Origin of the sequence: Nonomuraea sp. NPDC048916, assembly GCF_040649575.1 — a bacterium.
Classification (GTDB): Bacteria; Actinomycetota; Actinomycetes; order Streptosporangiales; family Streptosporangiaceae; genus Nonomuraea.
On record NZ_JBEZFS010000021.1, the window covers coordinates 83,968 to 103,098 of the forward strand.

Annotated in this window: 18 protein-coding genes and 1 pseudogene; 7 read left to right on the forward strand and 12 right to left on the reverse strand. The window is 71.4% G+C overall.

Features of this window, described 5'->3' with window-relative positions; genetic code table 11:
* The first annotated feature begins 121 nt into the window (after positions 1-121).
* Positions 122-373, forward strand: coding sequence for a glycosyltransferase (locus AB0C16_RS23290; RefSeq protein WP_357686043.1), 252 nt, complete (start codon positions 122-124; stop codon positions 371-373).
* On the opposite strand, the pseudogene AB0C16_RS23295 reads toward AB0C16_RS23290, so the two are convergent.
* The 11 genes and pseudogenes from AB0C16_RS23295 to AB0C16_RS23345 all read right to left on the reverse strand — a co-directional run.
* Positions 351-522: pseudogene (locus AB0C16_RS23295) on the reverse strand (GTPase); the annotation flags it as partial. The gene AB0C16_RS23290 and the pseudogene AB0C16_RS23295 overlap by 23 nt on opposite strands.
* Before the next feature lie 423 nt (positions 523-945).
* Positions 946-1,641: a (d)CMP kinase gene (gene cmk / locus AB0C16_RS23300; RefSeq protein ID WP_357686044.1), complete on the reverse strand. Its 696-nt coding sequence runs from the start codon at positions 1,639-1,641 to the stop codon at positions 946-948.
* Positions 1,642-1,932: 291 nt separating this feature from the next.
* Positions 1,933-3,021, reverse strand: a complete 1,089-nt coding sequence (locus AB0C16_RS23305; protein ID WP_357685990.1) for a prephenate dehydrogenase — start codon at positions 3,019-3,021, stop codon at positions 1,933-1,935.
* A 97-nt stretch (positions 3,022-3,118) separates the two neighbouring features.
* On the reverse strand, positions 3,119-3,478 hold the full coding sequence (aroH, locus tag AB0C16_RS23310; protein ID WP_357685991.1) for a chorismate mutase: 360 nt from the start codon (positions 3,476-3,478) through the stop codon (positions 3,119-3,121).
* A gap of 67 nt (positions 3,479-3,545) precedes the next feature.
* Positions 3,546-5,543 (reverse strand): pseudouridine synthase, encoded by a 1,998-nt coding sequence (locus AB0C16_RS23315; RefSeq protein WP_357685992.1) that lies wholly within the window; start codon positions 5,541-5,543, stop codon positions 3,546-3,548.
* Positions 5,540-6,073 carry an SMC-Scp complex subunit ScpB gene (scpB, locus tag AB0C16_RS23320; protein ID WP_357686045.1) on the reverse strand — a complete coding sequence of 178 codons (534 nt, stop codon included), beginning with the start codon at positions 6,071-6,073 and terminating at the stop codon, positions 5,540-5,542. Before scpB ends, AB0C16_RS23315 begins: the two co-directional genes overlap by 4 nt.
* Positions 6,074-6,386: 313 nt before the next feature.
* Positions 6,387-7,199 carry a segregation/condensation protein A gene (locus tag AB0C16_RS23325; protein WP_357685993.1) on the reverse strand — a complete coding sequence of 271 codons (813 nt, stop codon included), beginning with the start codon at positions 7,197-7,199 and terminating at the stop codon, positions 6,387-6,389.
* On the reverse strand, positions 7,196-8,137 hold the full coding sequence (locus AB0C16_RS23330; protein WP_357685994.1) for an AAA family ATPase: 942 nt from the start codon (positions 8,135-8,137) through the stop codon (positions 7,196-7,198). The genes AB0C16_RS23325 and AB0C16_RS23330 overlap by 4 nt, the downstream gene beginning before the upstream one ends.
* A 116-nt stretch (positions 8,138-8,253) precedes the next feature.
* On the reverse strand, positions 8,254-9,159 hold the full coding sequence (locus AB0C16_RS23335) for a site-specific tyrosine recombinase XerD (RefSeq protein WP_357685995.1): 906 nt from the start codon (positions 9,157-9,159) through the stop codon (positions 8,254-8,256).
* A gap of 15 nt (positions 9,160-9,174) precedes the next feature.
* The gene (locus AB0C16_RS23340) at positions 9,175-9,783 is read right to left on the reverse strand and encodes an NUDIX hydrolase (protein ID WP_357685996.1); all 609 of its coding nucleotides are present in this window, start codon (positions 9,781-9,783) and stop codon (positions 9,175-9,177) included.
* A gap of 35 nt (positions 9,784-9,818) precedes the next feature.
* Positions 9,819-11,483, reverse strand: coding sequence for a CTP synthase (locus tag AB0C16_RS23345; RefSeq protein ID WP_357685997.1), 1,665 nt, complete (start codon positions 11,481-11,483; stop codon positions 9,819-9,821).
* Between the two features lie 130 nt (positions 11,484-11,613).
* Here AB0C16_RS23345 and AB0C16_RS23350 point away from each other — a divergent pair, with 130 nt between their 5' ends.
* Genes AB0C16_RS23350 through AB0C16_RS23360 form a run of 3 tightly spaced genes read left to right on the forward strand, consistent with a single transcriptional unit; the run spans position 11,614 to position 14,226 of the window.
* Positions 11,614-12,267 (forward strand): DapH/DapD/GlmU-related protein, encoded by a 654-nt coding sequence (locus AB0C16_RS23350; protein WP_357685998.1) that lies wholly within the window; start codon positions 11,614-11,616, stop codon positions 12,265-12,267.
* Between the two features lie 40 nt (positions 12,268-12,307).
* Positions 12,308-13,432 carry a nitronate monooxygenase family protein gene (locus tag AB0C16_RS23355; protein WP_357685999.1) on the forward strand — a complete coding sequence of 375 codons (1,125 nt, stop codon included), beginning with the start codon at positions 12,308-12,310 and terminating at the stop codon, positions 13,430-13,432.
* Positions 13,433-13,449: 17 nt separating this feature from the next.
* Positions 13,450-14,226: a GntR family transcriptional regulator gene (locus tag AB0C16_RS23360; protein WP_357686000.1), complete on the forward strand. Its 777-nt coding sequence runs from the start codon at positions 13,450-13,452 to the stop codon at positions 14,224-14,226.
* On the opposite strand, the gene AB0C16_RS23365 is transcribed toward AB0C16_RS23360, so the two are convergent.
* A complete protein-coding gene (locus AB0C16_RS23365; protein ID WP_357686001.1) occupies positions 14,183-16,570 on the reverse strand; it encodes an FAD-dependent oxidoreductase in 2,388 nt (795 codons plus the stop codon). The genes AB0C16_RS23360 and AB0C16_RS23365 overlap by 44 nt on opposite strands.
* A 68-nt stretch (positions 16,571-16,638) precedes the next feature.
* On the opposite strand from AB0C16_RS23365, the gene AB0C16_RS23370 reads away from it, so the two are divergent.
* The 3 genes from AB0C16_RS23370 to AB0C16_RS23380 all read left to right on the forward strand — a co-directional run bounded on the left by AB0C16_RS23370 (position 16,639) and on the right by AB0C16_RS23380 (position 19,112).
* On the forward strand, positions 16,639-17,544 hold the full coding sequence (locus tag AB0C16_RS23370; RefSeq protein WP_357686002.1) for a phosphotransferase: 906 nt from the start codon (positions 16,639-16,641) through the stop codon (positions 17,542-17,544).
* A 4-nt stretch (positions 17,545-17,548) separates the two neighbouring features.
* Positions 17,549-18,145, forward strand: a complete 597-nt coding sequence (locus AB0C16_RS23375) for a DUF4126 domain-containing protein (protein ID WP_357686003.1) — start codon at positions 17,549-17,551, stop codon at positions 18,143-18,145.
* A gap of 361 nt (positions 18,146-18,506) precedes the next feature.
* Positions 18,507-19,112, forward strand: a complete 606-nt coding sequence (locus tag AB0C16_RS23380; protein ID WP_357686004.1) for a hypothetical protein — start codon at positions 18,507-18,509, stop codon at positions 19,110-19,112.
* Positions 19,113-19,131: the final 19 nt, after the last annotated feature.

The following is a 19,131-nucleotide window of genomic DNA, read 5'->3' on the forward strand; positions in this document are numbered from 1 at the left end:
AAGGAAGACATGGGGCGAAGGAGCCAAGATGACGGATATAAGAGAGACACGGCCGACAGGGTGACGGTGATGGTCGCCACCATGAACCGGCTCCGTGCGCTCTAGCGCTCGCTCCCCCACCATGGTCGACAACGGCTCCACGGACGTCACCGTCTGCTTCGTCCAGCGTCACTTCCCTCACGTGCGTGTCGTCGAGGCGGGCTGCAACCTGGGCGCGCCCGCCCGCAACCTGGGCGTCGAGCTGGCCGAAACGCCCTACGTGGCGTTCGCCGACGACGACTCCTGGTGGGCCGCCGGCGCGCTGGAGCTGGCCGCCCACCTCCTCGACGCCCACCCACGCACCCCTTGCCCCGCCAGTTGGCGTCGCAGGTGACCCAGTCGCGGGTCACGCCCCGGCACCTCCTCGACGACCGCCTCCCGGCGGCCGATGATGCGGTTGACCAGTGCGGACTTGCCCACGTTGGGCCGTCCGACGATGGCCACGACCGGAACCGGGCCGGTGTCGGCCTGCTCTTCGGAAATCTCGGAATCGTCGAGCTCAGCCTCGACCCAATCTCCCGTTGACACGATGTCTCATCGGATTTCCATTGCTGGAGACCCTGGGCTTCAGCCCTGGGGAGGAAAGAGAACTGGCCGCGGAGCGGCGCGAAGACCGGCGATTCGCCGTCAATGCGGACCGCCGTTGGGGAACGGCAGCGCACTCCTGTGCGAACCGGATATGGAGTGCCTGCCCGGTGGCGGGAACCATACGGCCGGGCCTACCGCCGGGCTGGCGGGATGTGATGCCTGTGGAGGCCACGTAAGACCGTTGGGCAGCTCTCTGCCCCTCGCCTTGACCGGGACGGCTGTCACCTGTGAAGCAGGAAGGTCCAGCCTGCGAGGGTTGGAGTCCCCCCGCCTTCAGGCGGGGGGAGGAAGTCAACCTTAGGAGTCCCGCACCCTCCCTCAGGTGCGCTCGTATGTATGGTCGCGGCCACGCCGGGGCTCGCCGCTCTTCGCGGCCGGGCCCCGGCGTTCCTCGACCAGCCTCAGCACCTCCGCGATGACCTCTTCGAGGTTGAGCGCGGTGGTGTCGAGCTCGACGGCGCCAGCCGCCATCGAGAGTGGATCCGCCCTGCGGGTGGAGTCGAGCCTGTCACGCGTGGCCATCGCGGCCTGCTGCGCCTCCACCGTGGTGCCGGCCAGCTCCGCGTGGCGGCGCCGGGCGCGGGCCTCGGCACTGGCCGTCAGGTAGACCTTGAGCGTCGCGTCGGGGGCGACCACCGTGCCGATGTCGCGGCCCTCGACCACGATGTCGCCGGCCCCGATGATCTCCCGTTGGAGCGCCACGAGCCGCGAGCGCACCTCGGGCACCGCCGCCACCACCGAGACCGAGGCGGTCACCTCGGCCTCCCTGATCGGGCTCGCCACGTCGACGCCGTCGACGTGGATGGTGGGCCCTTCGGGGTCGGTGCCGGAGACGATCTCGGGCTCGACGGCCCGGACCGCTATCGCGTCGGAGTCGGCCAGGTCGACGCCGTGCCGCAGCATCCACCAGGTCATCGCGCGGTACATCGCCCCGGTGTCCAGGTAGCGCAGGCCGAGCGCCTTGGCGACTCCGCGCGACGCGCTCGACTTGCCCGACCCCGAGGGGCCGTCCATGGCGATGACCAGACCGGCCACGGGCTCTCCTTCTCCACGTTCTTTACCCAACCTGAAGAGGCTACCGCCTCGCGACCCTTCGATCGGCCGCGCGCGCCGCAGAGGGCCTCACGCGCGCCCGGCCGTCAGAAGGAAGTCCTTCGTGGCGGGCGGCCGGCGGTGAAGCGGAAAACCTCACCCGTGAGGGTGGGAATCCCCCTCGTTCACGAGGGGGAGGAGGTCAACTTCCCTGCTCCTTTCTCGATTCGCCGTGTAGACGGAGCGAGAAGGCCGGGATGTGACATCAGCCGGTCAGGGAACCTGCCAGCCGCGCTCGTGCAGGGCCCGGGTGAGCACCGCCGCCGCGTCGGGCTGCACCGAGACCTCGGCGATGCCCAGCGGCAGGCCGGGAGCGTGCTCCAGGCGGACGTCCTCGACGTTGACCCCCACCTCGTCGCAGACCTGGAACAGCCGGGCCAGCTGGCCCGGGCGGTCGCCGATGACGACCTGGACCACCACGTAGGCGGGCGCGGGGCCGCCGTGCTTGCCGGGAATGCGGTCGTGGCCGGCGACGCCGCGTTTGAGCAACTGGGTGATGTCGTCGGTGGCGGTGCCGTCGCCGTCGGCCAGGGAACGCAGCGCGGTCGCGGCCTCGGCCAGGTCGCGGGAGACCGCCTCCAGCACCTCGGCGACCGGGGTCGCGTTGCCGGACAGGATGCCGAGCCACAGACCGGGGTCGCTGCCCGCGATCCTGGTGACGTCCCTGACGCCCTGCCCGGCCAGGCCGAGCGCGACCTCGGGCGCGTCCGCCAGGCGGGCCGCCACGGCCGAGGCGGCCACGTGGGGGGCGTGGGAGACGACGGCCACGGCCCGGTCGTGCTCGGCGGCGTCCACCACGACCGGATTGCCGCCGCAGAGCTCGACCAGCCGCAGCACGGCGGCCCTCGCCCCGGGCGCGGCCTCGGGGGTGGGGCACAGGGCCCACGGACGGCCCAGGAACAGGTCGGCCCGGGCGGCTCCCGGCCCCGACCTTTCGCGTCCGGCCAGCGGGTGGGAGGCGACGTAGGTGCGCAGGTCGCATTCGAGCTGGGCGGCCCGGTGGATGGGCTCGGCCTTCACACTGGCCACGTCGGTGTAGTAGGCGGCGGCGTCCTGCTGCTGGAGGGCGAGCAGCTCGGTGGCCACGTGGGCGGGTGGCACCGAGATCACCGCGAGATCCGCCTTCGGGCCGGCCTCCGGCTCCCAGTCCTCGCCCGCGCCGAGCTCCCGCGCCAGCCGCACCGCCGCCTGGTCCCGGTCGGCGAGCAGCACGCGTACGCCGTGCTGGCGCAGGGCCAGGGCGACGGAGGTGCCGATGAGACCGGTGCCGACTACCAGCACGGTACGGAGTGCGGAGGCCATGTCGATGTCCTGATTTTTCGGTCTTGTTGGGTAATGCTGCTCTAAAACTGCCTATAGCTGGTTGACGAGGTTTAGGACGCCTTGCTCGACGCCTTGCTCACTGGGCGATGTCCTGGCGCAGGGCGACCGCCCCACGCAGATAGACGTGCTGGATGTCGGCCCGGGGCCGGTCGGTCTCCACGTGGGCCATCAACCGGACCACCCGGGGCAGCGCCCCCGGCACGCCGATCTCGGTGCAGCAGATCAACGGCACGTCGTGGAAACCGAGCTTACGCGCCGCCAGCGCGGGGAACTCCGCCGTGAGATCGGGCGTGGCGGTGAACAGCACGCTGATCACGTCGTCGGTGGTCAGCTGGTTGCGCTCCATCAGCTCGGAGACCAGCACGGTCGTCCCCTCGATGATCGCGTCACGGTCGTTGGCGTCCACCTGGATCGCCCCGCGGATCGCCCGAACCATCTGAACCGTCCCTCCATAAGCGGTGGAGCCCGTGCGGCCTCCGCACGGGCTCCTGCGTTCTGCCAGATTACAGCTTCACCGCGGCGTAGAGCTCGCCGACCTCCGTCAGGCTCAGCGACCTGACGGTGCCGGGCTTGGTGCGGCCCAGCTTCACCGGACCGAACTCGATCCTCGCCAGGTCGATGACCCGGTGACCCGCCTCTTCGAGCATGCGCCGGACCACGTGCTTGCGGCCCTCGTGGAGCACCACCTCGACCAGCGCCTGCTGGCCGTGCTCCTGCACGATCGTGAAGCTGTCGGCCTTGGCGATGCCGTCCTCCAGCTCGATGCCCTGCTTGAGCCTGCGTCCCAGGTCACGCGGGATCGGGCCGGGCACCTTGGCCCAGTATTTCTTCTGCACCCCGTAGCTGGGGTGGGTCAGCCGGTTGGCCAGCTCGCCGTCGTTGGTGAGCAGCAGCAGGCCCTCGGTCTCGGTGTCGAGCCGGCCCACGTGGAACAGCCTCGGAGCCAGCTCCTCCACGTAGTCGGCCAGGCACGGCCGGCCCTGCGGGTCGTCCATGGTGGAGACGACGCCGATGGGCTTGTTCAGGGCGTAGTAGACCAGGTCGGGCGCGGTCGGGATGCGCTTGCCGTCGACGTGGATGATCTGCGTGGCGGGGTCGACCTTGGCGCCGAACCTCCGCACCACCTGGCCGTTGACGGTCACCCGGCCGTCGCCGATCATCTCCTCGCAGGCACGGCGGCTGGCCACGCCCGCCTGGGCGAGCACCTTCTGCAGCCGCACGCCGTCGGGCACCTCGGTGGTGTCGCGCTCGTCGGTGTAGCCCTCGGGGTAGAAGTCGCGGTCGCGCACGGGCTGGCGCGCGGTCTTGAACCGGTCTCTCCCACCGCCGCTTCTGGCGGAAGGCCCGCCGCCGCTTCTGGCGGAAGGCCCGCCGAGCGTCTGCACGCCGTCACGCCTGGCCGGGCGGCCCTCGTCACGCCGTGCACCCGCGCCTCGGCCGCCGTCAGGCCTGCCGTAGCGCGCGCGGGCCGACTGGCCGCCGTCGTCCCCTCGCCCGCCCCGGTCGGCCCGGAAGCCGCCTTCACGGCCCTCGTCGCGGCCGCGGTATCCACCGCGCTCGCCGCTCCGGTCGTCACGCCGCTCGGCCCGGAAACCGCCACGGTCGGCCCCACGGGAGTCGGGCCTGCCGTACCGGGCGCGGGAACCGCCACGGTCGGCACGGAGCGAGTCACGGCCGTACTCGCCCCTGGAACCGCGGTCACCGTCGTCACGCCGGTCAGAACGGTAACCATCGCGCCCCTGGGAGCCGCCACGGTCGTCACGCCGCTCGGACCGGTAACCATCGCGCCCCTGGGAGCCGCCACGGTCGTCACGCCGCTCGGACCGGTAACCATCACGACCCTGGGAACCACCCCGGTCGTCACGCCGGTCGGAGCGGAAACCACCGCGGTCGGAGCCGGAGCCACCGCGGGAGTCGGAGGTGCCGTACCGGGCGCGGGAACCACCGCGATCGTCACGCCGCTCCGAACGGAAGCCATCATGGCCCTGAGAACCGGCGCGGTCGTCACGCTGGTTGGAACGGTAACCGTCACGCCCTTCCGGACGGGACCCACGATCGTCACGCCGCTCGGGACGGAAACCATCACGACCCTGGGAACCACCCCGGTCGTCACGCCGCTCGGGACGGAAACCATCACGACCCTGCGAACCACCCCGGTCGTCACGCCGGTCGGAGCGGAAACCACCGCGGTCGGAGCCGGAGCCACCGCGGGAGTCGGAGGTGCCGTACCGGGCGCGGGAACCGCCGCGGTCGGCACGGAGCGAGTCGCGGCCCGAGCCGTACTCGCCTCTGGAGTCGCGGCCTGCGCCGCGGTCGTTGTCGTCGCGGCGCGATCCGCCGCGGGTGTCGTCTCGGTGGGGACCGCCACGGAAGCCCTCGCGGCGGGAACCGCCGCGAGTGTCGTCCGAGCGGAAGGCGGGACGGCCGCCACGGCTGCTGGAGCCGCCGGTGCGTCCACGACCGCGTCCATCACCGGACGGGGTGCTGCGCCTGTTGTTCACTTTGTCGTCTCCTCGAGGTTTTCCACGTCGTCGGGGAGGAAGGGCGCGAGCTCGGGGAGCTCGCTCAGGTCCCTCAGTCCCAGACGTTCAAGGAAGTATGAGCTTGTCCGGTAGAGCACTGCCTGGCTCTCCGGGTCGGTGCCGGCCTCTTCGACCAGCCCCCTGGCGACGAGTGTCCGCATGACACCGTCGCTGTTGACGCCGCGCACCGCGGCGACACGGGCGCGGCTTACCGGTTGCCGGTAGGCCACGACCGCGAGTGTTTCGAGCGCGGCCTGCGTCAGCCGCGTCTGCTGCCCGTCGCGGACGAACCGCTCGACCTGTGGCGCGCATGCCGGACGCGTGTAATAGCGCCAGCCGCCCGCCACCTCTCTCAGATCGAAACCCCGTCCGGCTTCGGTGTATTCCGCCGCCAGTGCCCTCAACGCGGCGGCCACCTCGTGGGTGGGCCGTTCGAGCACCTGCGCCAGGGTGATCTCGGAGACCGGCTCGTCCACGACCATGAGGATCGCTTCCAGCGCCGCGCTCAGCCCCGGCCCCTCATCGCCCTCGGCCGGCGAGGAGGGCGCGGCTGAACCCCACGCGTCCTCGGACACATCCGCCGTATCCGGATCGGACCCGGATGCCGGCCCCGGAGGCTCCTCCCCCGGTGCACGCGCCGCCGCCGAACCCACCACGTCGGCCTCCGCGCCAGCAAGCCCGCCCGGCGGCGGATCTGCCGCCAACGGCACGTCTGGTGCGGGAGGTTGGGGGGTGGTGGCGAGGGAGCCGGGGAGGGACATCCAGGCGGGCAGCCCCGCTTCGGGCGACTTGCGCGGCGGGGGCGGAACGTCGTCCGGGCGATCAGTCATCAGCAGCCTTCTCCGCGCTCTCCTCGTAGTCGTCGCCCACCGCGACATCCCCGTCGTCGCTGCCCGTCCAGGTGACGTGCAGGTCACCCAGGGGCTCGAGCTGGTCGAAGGTGACCGCGGACTCCCGGAAGAGCTCGAGCACGGCCAGGAATCGGGCGATGACCTCGAACGTGCCGTCGCAGTCGGCCACCAGGGCCCGGAAGGTGGCCCTGCGCATGCGCCGCAAGTGCTGGACAAGGATAGCGGCTTGCTCCCGCACGCTGGCCAGGGGTTGGTAGATGTGGCCGATGTTGACCGTGGGCGCCGACCTGGGGGTGAAGGCCCGCGCGGCGATGCGGGCGAGCTGGTCGGGGCCGATGCCGAGGACGAGCTCCGGGAGCAGGTTGGCGAACTGGGGCTCCATCGGCACCGTGCGCGGGAAGCGGAGCGCCTCCTCCGCCATCCGGCCCGAGAAGAGCTTCGCCACCTCTTTGTACGCCCGGTATTGGAGCAGCCGGGCGAACAACAGGTCGCGGGCTTCCAGGAGGGCGAGGTCCTCTTCGTCCTCGACCTCGCCCGAGGGGAGCAGGCGGGCCGCCTTCAGGTCGAGCAGGGTGGCGGCGACCAGCAGGAAGTGGCTGGTCTGGTCGAGATCCCACTCGGGGCCGCGGGAGCGGATGTAGGCGATGAACTCGTCGGTGACCTTGGAGAGGGAGACCTCGGTGATGTCGAGCTTGTGCTTGGCGATGAGCCCCAGCAACAGGTCGAACGGCCCTTCGAAGACGTCAAGGTGAACCTGGAACCCTGCCGCCTCCTGTTGCGTCACCTGGCCATTGTGGCAGGCGCCGGCCAGCGCGACAGCACCTCGCGGGCCAGCTCACGGTACGCGTTGGCGCCCAGGGACAAGGGGTCGAAGGTGGTGATCGGCTCACCGGCGACCGTGGCGTCGGGGAAGCGCACGGTGCGGTTGATCACGGTGTGGAACACCTTCTCGTCGAACGCCTCCACGACGCGGGCGAGCACCTCGCGGCCGTGCAGCGTGCGCGCGTCGTACATGGTGGCCAGCAGGCCCTCGATCTCGAGGTCCTCGTTGAGCCGCTCCTGCACCTTGGAGATGGTGTCCATGAGCAGGGCGACGCCGCGCAGCGCGAAGAACTCGCACTCCAGCGGCACCATGACGCCGTGGGCGCAGGTGAGGGCGTTGATCGTGAGCAGGCCCAGGGACGGCTGGCAGTCGATGAGGCAGACGTCGTAGTGCGGCAGCAGCGGCTTGAGCACCCGGCCGAGCACCTGCTCGCGGGCGACCTCGGTGACGAGCTGGACCTCCGCGGCCGACAGGTCGATGTTGCTGGGCAGCAGGTCGAGGCCCTCGACGCCGGTCTCGAGCAGGACGTCCTCGGCGGTGACGTTGCGCTCCATGAGCAGGTTGTAGACCGTGAGGTCGAGTTGCAGCGGGTTGATGCCGAGGCCGACGGAGAGCGCGCCCTGCGGGTCGAAGTCGACGAGCAGCACCTTGAGCCCGTATTCGACGAGCGCGGCGCCCAGGTTGATGGTGGTCGTGGTCTTGCCGACCCCGCCCTTCTGGTTGACCATCGCGACCACGCGGGCCGGCCCGTGCGTCTCCGGCGGCACGGGCTCGGGGAACACGGGACGGGGGCGCCGGGTGGGCCCCAGATTGACGCCGGTGGAGGGCGCGTTGGTCTTCGTGTCACCCCAGGGGTTGTCGGGGGTCCCCGGGGTCGAACCGTTGGTCTTCACAGTCACCAGCTCGAACCTCCCTGACGATCCCGAACCGGACCGTCCGGACGGACACTATGGCGTCACCACTTAACGCGGCAAGGCGGCACGCCGGAGTGGCGCGCGCCGCAAAAGACTATAGATCACTGCCGTGCACGGGGGTGTGCGGCGGCGTAGACCTCGCGAAGCTTGTCCACCGTGACCAGGGTGTAGACCTGGGTGGTCGTCACCGAGGCATGACCGAGTAGCTCCTGGACCACCCTAACGTCGGCGCCGCCGTCGAGAAGGTGGGTTGCGAAGGAATGACGTAGAACGTGGGGAGATATCCCGGCCAGTCCGGCGCGTTCCGCGGCGGCCTGCAGCACCTCCCAGGCGCCCTGCCTGGTGAGGCGGCCGCCCCTGGCGTTGAGGAACACCGCGGGGGTGCCGCGACCGTGGGCGAGCAGGCCGGGCCGGGCCCTGACCAGGTAGGCGTCGAGCGCGGACCTGGCGTAGCGGCCGAGCGGGACGACCCGGGCGCGGCCGCCCTTGCCCCGCAGCCGCACCTGCTCGGTCTCCAGGTCGTCCACGGCGAGGCTGACCGCCTCGGAGATGCGCGCGCCCGTGCCGTACAGGACCTCGAGGAGGGCGCGGTTGCGGAGGGTCAGCGGCGAGCCGTCGGGGCCGGAGGCGGCGATGAGCCGCTCGACCTCGTCGACGGCGATCGCCTTGGGCAGCCTGCGGAGCTGGCGCGGCGGCCGGACCTCGTGCGCGGGGTCGTGCGCGGTGACGCCCTCGCGCAGCGCGAAGCGGTGCAGCCCGCGGACGGCCGACACCGCCCGCGCGGCCGAGCTGGCCACGAGGGCGGGGTGGTCGCCGTCGCCCTCGCGCAACGCGGTGAGGAAGTCGAGGATGTCGGCCTCGCCCACCTCGCGGAGCGTGACCCGGCCGCGTGATCGCAGGTGCTGGAGGTAGCGGCGCAGGTCGCGGCGGTAGGAGGCGAGCGTGTTGGCAGCCAGGCCCCGCTCCACCGCCAGATGGGCGAGGTAGCTGGAGAGCACCGCCTCCACGAAATGGTCCTTCCGTCACACCTCGGGCGCGTCGGCCGGCCGCAGCAGGGCGTAGCCCTCGACCGACGCCGCATATGCGGCGAGGATACCGGCCACGGTCGGGGAATTGTGGATCATTCCCATGAGCGCCGCCTCGACGGCGTCGGCCAGCGGCACCCACTCGACCGGCATGTCGATCTCCTCGTGGCGATGGACGAAGCCGTTCTCGTGGTCGGGGATCTTCGACACGTCGCGGGCGAGGAACACCCGGATCCGCTCGTCGGTCATGCCGGGCGAGGGGAACAGGTCGACCAGGGTGTGCCAGGTGGCGGCGCGGTAGCCGGCCTCCTCGGCGAGCTCCCGCGCGGCCCCGGCGACCAGGGATTCGCCCTGCACGTCGCGGAGCCCGGCGGGCAGCTCCCACAGCAGGTGGCGCGTCGGGTGACGGTATTGGCGGATCAGCAGGACCCGGTCGTCGGCGTCGAGCGCGAGCACCGCGACCGAGCCGGGATGCACGACGTAGTCGCGGTCGGCGACCTCGTCGCGCGGCATGCGCACGGTGTCGGTGCGCACCTCGATCACCCGGCCCTTGAACCGGTGCTTCGAGCCGACGACGTCCCACGCCTCGGGCGTGTCTCTGATCACGGCCCCATCCTCCTCCGGTGCGGGCAGGCCGTGGCTCACTTGGCCACGCTGGAGCTGACGCGGCTGTCGGCGTAGACGAGCGCGGCGCTGATCAGGCCCTTGAACAGCGGGTTGGCCCGCGTGGGCCGGGAGCGGAACTCGGGGTGCGCCTGGGTGCCGATGAAGAACGGGTGGGTGTCGACGGGCAGCTCGGTGTATTCGACCAGGCGTCCGTCGGGCGACAGCCCCGAGAACACCAGGCCGACGCGCTCCAGCTGCTCGCGGTAGGCGTTGTTGACCTCGTAGCGGTGGCGGTGGCGCTCGTCGGCCTTGGCCTTGCCGCCGTAGAGCTGCCTGGCCAGCGTGCCCTCGCCGAGCTTGGCCGTGTAGAGGCCGAGCCGCATGGTGCCGCCCATGTCGCGCTCGCCCGCGACGACGTCCTCCTGGTCGCTCATGGTGGAGATGACCGGATGCTTGGTGTCGGGATCGAACTCGGCGGAGTTGGCGTCCTCGATGCCGGCCATGTTGCGGGCGGCCTCGATGACCATGCCCTGCATGCCGAGGCAGAGGCCGAGCAGCGGGATCTTGTGCTCGCGGGAGTGGCGGATGGCGCCGATCTTGCCCTCGATACCGCGCACGCCGAATCCGCCGGGGATCAGCACGCCGTCGACGCCGTCGAGCTCGCGCTCGGCGCCCTCGGAGGTCTCGCAGTCGTCGCTCTTGACCCAGCGGATGTTGACCCGGGCGTCGTTGGCGAACCCGCCCGCGCGCAGCGCCTCGGTGACCGACAGGTAGGCGTCGGGCAGGTCGATGTACTTGCCGACCAGGGCGATGGTGACCTCCTTGGCCGGGCGGTGCACCCGGCGCAGGAGCTGCTCCCACTCCCTCCAGTCGACGTCGCGGAACGGCAGGCCGAGCCGCCGCACCACGTAGGCGTCGAGGCCCTCGGAGTGGAGCACCTTGGGGATGTCGTAGATGGAGGCGGCGTCGACGCAGCTGACCACGGCGTCCTCGTCGACGTCGCACATCAGGCTGATCTTGCGCTTGATCGCCATCTGCACCGGCCGGTCGGAGCGGAGCACGATCGCGTCGGGCTGGATGCCGATGCTGCGCAGCGCGGCCACGCTGTGCTGCGTGGGCTTGGTCTTCAGCTCGCCGGACGGGCCGATGTAGGGCAGCAGCGACACGTGCAGGAAGAAGACGTTGTCGCGGCCGACCTCGTGCCTGATCTGGCGTACGGCCTCCAGGAACGGCAGCGACTCGATGTCGCCGACCGTGCCGCCCACCTCGGTGATGACCACGTCGACCTCGGGACCGGCCATGCCCCTGATGCGGTCCTTGATCTCGTTGGTGATGTGCGGGATGACCTGGACGGTGTCGCCCAGGTATTCGCCGCGGCGTTCCTTGGCGATCACGTTGGAGTAGACCTGGCCGGTGGTCACGTTGGCCGAGCCGTGCAGGTCGGTGTCGAGGAAGCGCTCGTAGTGGCCGACGTCGAGGTCGGTCTCGGCGCCGTCGTCGGTGACGAACACCTCACCGTGCTGGAACGGGTTCATCGTGCCGGGGTCGACGTTGAGGTAGGGGTCGAGTTTCTGCATGGTGACCCGGAGACCGCGTGCCTTGAGCAGGCGACCGAGGCTGGATGCCGTGAGGCCCTTGCCGAGACTGGAGGCGACACCGCCGGTGACGAACAGATGCTTGGTTTGCGATGCGCTGCGCAAAGGGGCTCCCGTGGCTCGAGGTGTGGTCAAGTGTCCACGGGCTCTCAGGATATCAAACATCGTCCTCGACATGCCCGAACGGTGGGACCAAGCGGTAACTTTGGGCTTTATGTCACTTGTACGCCGGGCAATGAGCACGCTGGTCCACCGTGCCTACACGGCGATCCGCGACGCCGGCGCCATCACCCCGGCCAGCCCGGCCGGGCACGAGTTCCGCCGGCTGGGCGACGGCGCGAAGATCGCCTTCCCGCCGGGCGCCATCTTCGGCGAGCAGTGGATCGAGATCGGCGACCACACCCTGATCGGCGAACGGGTCTCGATCTCGTGCGGCATGTGGCCGGGCGCGGAGCTCGGCCCCGGCTCGATCCTGCGCATCGGCGGCGGCTGCTCGATCGGCCGGGGCTCGCACATCGTGGCCCACCAGTCGATCGACATCGGCCAGGACGTCTTCACCGGCCCGTACGTCTACATCACCGACCAGAACCACGTCTACGACGACCCGGACATCCCGATCGGACGGCAGTGGCCGCGCAACAACCCGGTCTCGATCGGCGCGGGCTCGTGGCTGGGCACGGGCGCGATCATCCTGCCGGGCACCCGGCTCGGCCGCCAGTGCGTGGTGGCGGCCGGCGCGGTAGTCCGGGGCGAGTTCCCCGACCACAGCGTGGTGGCCGGGGTGCCGGCCAGACGGGTGCGCGGCTACGACCCGGAGCAGGGCTGGCACACGCCGGGCGTGGCCCTGGCCATGGACGGGCAGGCGACGGCTTCGGACTTCTCGACCTGACATCTGGACCGAACATCGTTCTGGCAGTTAGCGTCGATTCATGCGGACCGCAATCACCGAACGTCTCGGCGTCGAGTTCCCCCTGTTCGCCTTCAGCCACTGCCGCGACGTGGTAGCCGCGGTCACCAACGCCGGCGGCTTCGGGGTGCTGGGCGCCATCGCCTACACGCCCGAGCAGCTCGACACCGAGCTCACCTGGATCGACGAGCAGGTCGGCGGCCGTCCGTACGGGGTGGACGTGCTCGTCCCCGGCAAGATCGACGCGTCGGCGCTCGACCGTGACGCGCGGCTGGCCGACTTCATCCCCGAACGGCACCGCGACTTCGTCACGCATCTGCTGTCCAAGTACGGCGTGACCGGCCCGGGCCAGCCGCTGGGCGGTTCGGCGGACGAGTTCGGCAGGCGGGTGACGGCGGCGGGCGCGACCGGGCTGATCGACGTGGCGCTCAAGCACCCGATCGGCCTGATCGCCAGCGCGCTGGGGCCGCCCCCGCCGGAGATGGTGGCCGCCGCCCGCGAGGCGGGGGTGCCCGTGGCGGCGCTGGTCGGCACCGTGGAGCACGCGCGCAGGCAGGTGGCGGCGGGCGCCGACCTGATCGTGGCGCAGGGCACCGAGGCGGGCGGGCACACCGGCGAGATCGCCACGATGGTGCTGGTGCCGCAGGTCGTGGACGCGGTCGCGCCGCTGCCGGTGCTGGCCGCCGGCGGCATCGCCTCCGGGCGGCAGATGGCCGCGGCCATGGCCCTCGGCGCGCAGGGCGTGTGGTGCGGGTCGGTCTGGCTGACCACCGAGGAGGCGGAGACCTCTCCCGCGGTCAAGCGCAAGATGCTGACCGCCTCGTCGCTGGACACGGTCCGCTCCCGCTCGCGCACCGGCAAGCCGGCCCGCCAGCTCAGGTCGGCCTGGACCGAGGAATGGGACTCCGGCCAGGAGAGCCCCGGGCCGCTCCCGATGCCCCTGCAGATGCTGGTGGCCGAGGGCACGATGGCCCGCGTCACCGCCGCCGCCGAGCGGGGCGAGCCGGGGGCCCTGGAGCTGGCCAACTACTTCGTCGGGCAGGTCGTGGGCCAGATGAAGCAGGTCAAACCCGCCCGTGAGGTGGTCTACGAGATGGTGAGCGAGTTCGCCGACGCGGTGGAGCGGCTGGCCCGGCTCTCCGGCTGACGGGCTACGATGCGCGTGTGGTCGGGACACCCGAGCTGGAGCGTGGCACCGGTGTTCCCGCGCACGTGCAGATCGAGCGCTGGCTGCTCGACGCCATTGCGGGCGGCGAGATGGCGCCCGGCGACCGGCTGCCCGGTGAGCGGGAGCTGGCCGCGCGGCTCGGCGTGAGCCGGATGACGCTCAGGCAGGCGCTGGCCACGCTGGAGCACGACGGCGTGCTGGTCAGGGTCCCGGGCAGGTCCGGCGGCGCGTTCGTGGCCGAGCCGCGCATCGACTGCGACCTGACCGGGCTGACCGGATTCACCGAGCAGCTGCGCCGGGCCCACCTGCGGGCCGAGGCGAGGGTCCTGACGGCCGCGACCGTCCCCGCGACCGCGCAGGTCGCCGCCGCCCTGGAGCTGGCCGCGGGCGAGCCGGTGCACGAGGTCGCCCGGGTGCGCTCCGCCGGCCGGTCCCCGGTGGCGCTCGAACGCTCCTTCTTTCCCGCGCTGCCCGGGTTCCTGGAGGCGGATCTGGGCGGCTCGCTCTACGCGCTGCTCGCCGGCGCGTACGACCTGGGGCCGCGCACCGCCGTCGAGCACCTCGACCCGGTGATCGCCGGGCCCGGCGAGGCGGCCGAGCTGGGCATCGCGCCCGGCGCGCCGCTGATGTCGATCGAACGCACCGCCTACGCGGCCGACGGCACCCCGGTCGAGTACGCCCGCGACCTGTTCCGGCCCGACCGGGTCCGGATCTCGGTGCGCAGCGGCGTCAGCGCACCCGCTCCCCCGCCGGGTCGTAGAGCGGATCCCTGACCACGTCCGCCGCCACCCACGAGCCCTCCACCTCGACCTCCACCTCGGTGCCCGGCCCGTGCCCGGAGGGCAGGTAGGCGTAGGCGATGGACGCGGCGACCGTGTGGCCGTAGCCGCCGGAGGTGACCCGGGCCACGACCTGGCCGTCCACCCGTACCGGCTCGTTGCCGAGGGCGATGGCGCGCGGGTCGCCGAGGGTGAGGCAGCGCAGCCTGCGGCTGGGCTCGGGGTCGAGCGCGTCCCTGCCGAGGAAGTCCTTGTCCGGTTTGACGCAGAAGCCGAGCCCCGCCTCGTACGGTGTGGTCTCGGGGCCGATGTCGGCGCCCCAGACGCGATACCCCTTCTCCAGCCGCAGGGTGTCGATGGCCCGGTAGCCCGCGGCCGTCAGCCCGTACGGCTCGCCCGCCCGCCACAGCGTCGTCCACAGCGCCAGCCCGTACTCGCTGGAGCAGTACAACTCCCAGCCCAGTTCCCCCACGAACGTCACCCGCAGCGCCAGCACCGGAACGTCGCCCACGGTGATCTCGCGCGAGGTCATGAACGGGAAGTCCAGCGGATCGGGCGTCAGCCCGGACAGGACGTCGCGGGCGCGCGGCCCCCACAGCCCGAAACAGGCGTACTGCCCGGTCACGTCGGCGATCCGGACGTCGGCCCCGGTCAGGGCGGCCTGGCGGCGCAGCCAGCCGAGGTCGTGGGAGCCGAACGCGGTGCCGGTGACGACGAGGAACTCGTCCTCGGCCCGCCTGGTCACGGTGAAGTCGCACTCGATGCCGCCGCGCCGGTTGAGCGCCTGGGTGTAGGTCACGGCGCCGATGCGGCGGGCCACGTGGTTGTCGCAGACCCATTCCAGCAGGGCGACCGCGCCGGGCCCGGTGACCTCGATCTTGGCGAACGACGACTCGTCGAACAGCCCGGCGGCCTCGCGGGTGGCGCGGTGCTCGGCGCCGACCGCGGGCGACCACAGCCGCCCGGCCCAGCCCCTGGGCCGCTCACCGCTCTCCTCCGCCGCGTTCGAGCGGTAGTAATTGACCCGTTCCCAGCCGGCCTTCTCGCCGAACTCGGCGCCGTGCGCGGCGTGCCAGCCGTACGCGGGCGAGACCCGGAGCGGGCGGCCGGCCGAGCGCTCGTGGCCGGGGTAGCGGATGTCGTAGTAGGTCTCGTAGTTCTCGACGGCGCGGGCGAGCGTGTGGGAGGGCGAGCGGTACTGGCGGCCGAAACGGCGGATGTCCATGTGCCAGAGGTCCATGCCGGGCTCGCCCTCGACGATCCAGTCGGCCATCACCTTGCCGATGCCGCCCGCGCCCGCGATGCCGTGCGCGCAGAACCCGGCCGCCACGAAGAACCCGCCGACCTCGGTCTCGCCGAGGCAGAACTCGTTGTCGGGGGTGAACGCCTCCGGGCCGTTGATCAGCTTGCGGATGCCGACGTCGGCCATGGCCGGGACCCGGATCCTGGAGTTGTCGGAGATCTCCTCGAACCGCGGCCAGTCCTCGGGGAGCAGCCGCCCGTTGAAGTCGCCCGGCACGGCGTCGAACCGGCCTGGAGCGGCGGTCCAGGGCGCGCAGGTCCGCTCGTAACCCCCCATGACCAGGCCGCGCACCTCCTGGCGGTAGTAGACGAGCAGGTCGGGGTCGCGCAGCGTCGGCAGCCCGGCGTGCTCGTGGAAGGCGTCGGTCACCACGTACTGGTGCGACATCGGCACGATCGGCACCCGCACGCCGGCCATCCGGCCGATCTCGGCCGCGAACATGCCGCCGCAGTTGACCACGATCTCGCAGTCGAGGTCGCCCTGGTCGGTGCGGACCCTCGTGACCCTGCCGCCCTTGGTGTCGATGCCGAGCACGCGCGTCCTCGTGCGGAGGCGCGCGCCGCCCTCGCGCGCCCCGGCCGCCAGCGCGTAGCACAGCCGCGAGGGGTCCACCTGGCCGTCGGTGGGCAGGTAGGCGGCGCCCACGACCCCCGTGGGGTCCATGAGCGGGAACAGCTCGACGGCCTCGGCGACGGAGATCTCCTCCAGCGGCAGGCCGGACGCGCGGGCCCAGCCGATCTGGCGGCGGATCTCCTCCATCCGCTCGGGCGTGGAGGCCAGCTTGATGCCGCCGCACTCCGTCCAGCCGGCGTCGAGCCGCCGGTAGAGCTCGACGGAGTACTGGTTCATCCGGGTGAGCGTCGGGTCGGCGCGGAGCTGGCCGACGAGCCCCGCGGAGTGGAAGGTGGAGCCGCTGGTCAGCTCGTCCCGCTCCAGCAGGACGACGTCGCGTTCGCCGAGCCGGGTCAGGTGGTAGGCGACGGACGCGCCGCCCACGCCGCCGCCGATGATCACGATGCGCGCCGAGTCGCTCATGGTCGCGAGGGTAACCTTCCGGCGCTAAAAGGTCTAGACCGTTTAGGGCGGCAGAGCTAGGATCGACCATGGCCCTGAGCGAGGTCCTCGACCGCATCACCCTGCTGTCCGGCGTCCCGCGTTCCGTCGAGGAGCTGCCCGGCGGGCTGACCAACCGCAACTACAAGGTGACCGTCCCCGGCGGCGCGTACGTGGTGCGCGTGTCGGCCAGCGACGGGGCGCTGCTGGCCATCGACCGGGACGCCGAGCACGCCGACACCCTGGCCGCCTTCCGGGCGGGCGTGGGGCCTCCGGTGCACGACTACCTGCCCGGCGCCGGCGTGCTGGTGGTGGGGTTCCTGCCGGGGCGGACGTTCACCGAGGCCGACCTGCGTGACGCCCGTAACCTGCCGCGGGTGGCCGAGGCGTGCCGGCGGCTGCACGCGGGGCCCCGGTTCACCGGCGACTTCGACATGTTCGACGTGCAGCGCCGCTACCTGGCGATCGTGCGGGAGCGGGGTTTCCGGCTGCCGCCGAGGTACCTCGACTTCATGCCCGACGTAGCGCAGATCAAGAAATGTCTCGAAATACGGCGGGAAAGCACCGTGCCGTGCAACAACGACCTGCTGCCCGGCAACATCATCGACGACGGCGAGCGCCTCTGGCTGATCGACTACGAGTACGCGGGCAACAACGACCCCTGCTTCGAGCTGGGCAACATCTGGAGCGAGTCGGACCTGCCGCTCGACCACCTCGACGAGCTCGTCACCGCCTACTACGGCCGCCGCCTGCGCAACAAGATCGCGCGGGCCCGGCTGCTCGGCCTCATGTCCAAGTACGGCTGGACCCTGTGGGCCTCCATCCAGGACGGCGCCAACCAGTCCATCGACTTCGACTTCTGGTCCTGGGGGATGGAGAAGTACGAGCGGGCCGTCGCCGAGTTCACCGGACCCGACCTACCGCGCCTCATGGAAGCCGCGAGCCGGGCAGACTAGGGCCATGTTCGCTGCGCTGACAGGGCTGGGGCTGTCCACTGCCGCCGGGCTGAACGCCTACATCCCGCTGCTGGTGGTGGGCGTGCTGGCCAACTTCACCGACGCGGTGAAGCTGCCCGACGGCTACGACTGGCTGTCCAACTGGGGCGTGATCTGCGTCATCGCGGTGCTGCTCGTCGCCGAGATGGTGCTGGACAAGGTCCCCGCCGTCGACACGGTCAACGACATGATCCAGACAGTCGTACGGCCGGCGTCCGGCGGGGTCGTGTTCAGCGCCACGAACGCGGCCGCCGAACTCGACCACTCGACCTGGATGGCCGAGCGTCCCTGGGCGGGCTGGCTGCTGGGCATCCTGGTGGCGCTGGCCGTACACGCTCTGAAGGCGACGGCCCGGCCGGTGCTCAACGTGGGCACGGCGGGAGCCGGCGCGCCGGTCGCGAGCACCGTCGAGGACGCGGGATCGCTCGGCATGAGCCTCATCGCGGTGTTCCTGCCGATCCTGGTGATCGTCGCGCTGGCGCTGATGGCGCTGCCGGCCTGGTGGGCGCTCAGAAAGGTGCGCCGCGTCCGGGCCCGGCGCCGGGCTCGCCCTGTGGGCTGAGGCCGTGTCCGCCGCCGGGGTGATTCGGGCGGCGGGCGCCCGCTCGTACGCTCCTGAGCGACGTGTGGGCGCCTCGTGGTCCCCCGCCCTCGCGCCCACACGTCCACCCGCTCGTCAGGACTACATCGAGAGCCAGAAACGGCCGGGCTGAGCTACTCACAGGGACCAGCTGTCACGGCACCGCCCGGGCTTGGCGGCCCTCCGTGTCGTTTCCTCCAGGGCGTAAACACCCGGAGTTCCCGCCAGATCACGCTGAACCACAGCGTCACCACATGATCAAGAGCCGTTGGCCGGGCCACCGTTCTCCCCGTCACCGGACCCTCCGGGCGCACTATCCTCGAAGGCAGAAACCAACCAGGAGGTGGGCACCATCAGCGAGCTCCTTCTCATCGTGCTGGTGATCCTGGCATTCTTCCTCCTGGTGACCGGGGTCGGCGTCTACTTCCTGGTCAAGGTGGGGCGGAAGGCGGCTTCCAAGGCCAGGCAGGCGACGACGCGGCTGACCACCCACGTCAACGCCATGGGCACCGGCGACGCCGCCGAGGTCGAACGCCTCCGGCTCGACCTGCGCCGCGAGGTGTCACTCACCCGCCAGGCCGTCGAACAGGCGCAGCGCCAGGGCTGGGGCCTCGGCGACCTGCCCGACCTGCTGTCCGACCTGGTCCGCCAGGCAGACGTGCACGACGGTCAGCTCGGGATGTACGCCCAGCAACGCCGCGTGTCCCCCTACGTCGACCACGTCACCCTCGACCGGCTCCGGGAGCACCAGGCCAAACTGACCGCGATGTGCGCCCGCATCCGCGCCGACCTGCTCAGCGACCAGGTCCACCACACCGCCGCCGGCATCGACGACCTCCACTCGCGCACCGAGCTCGAAATCGAGTCCCGCCGCCGCGCCCCCGACCCGCTCGACGAGATCGACGAGCTCTACCGGCGCACCGTGCAGGAAAGAAAAGATCTCCCCTAATCGCTACCGTACGTGGCAC